1 protein-coding gene is annotated in these 247 nt (G+C 73.3%); it reads left to right on the top strand.

The window, feature by feature from the left end:
- Positions 1–247: hypothetical protein (locus ACZ6JE_RS15450; RefSeq protein ID WP_464319518.1), on the top strand; the 247-nt coding region annotated here is incomplete at both ends.

Below are 247 nucleotides of genomic sequence, written 5' to 3'. Positions count from 1 at the left end.
CCCCCGCAATGAGAAGGACGCCTGCGGTCTCGCCATGGTCGCGACCCTCCGGGGCACCGCCGGGCACGACATCAGCGACGCGGCCCTCGGCGCCCTGCGCAATCTCGAGCACCGCGGTGCCATCGGATCGGACGCCGGCACCGGCGCCGGAGCCGGCATCCTCTGCCAGATCCCCGACGCGTTCTTCCGCGACGAGGTCGCCTTCGAGCAGCCCGAGGCGGGGGAGTACGCGGTCGGCATCGCCTAC

The sequence above is a fragment of the Frigoribacterium sp. AC759 genome (assembly GCF_979256015.1).
The sequence above is the reverse complement of the archived record's forward strand: the minus strand, read 5'-3'. Positions and strand labels throughout refer to the sequence as shown.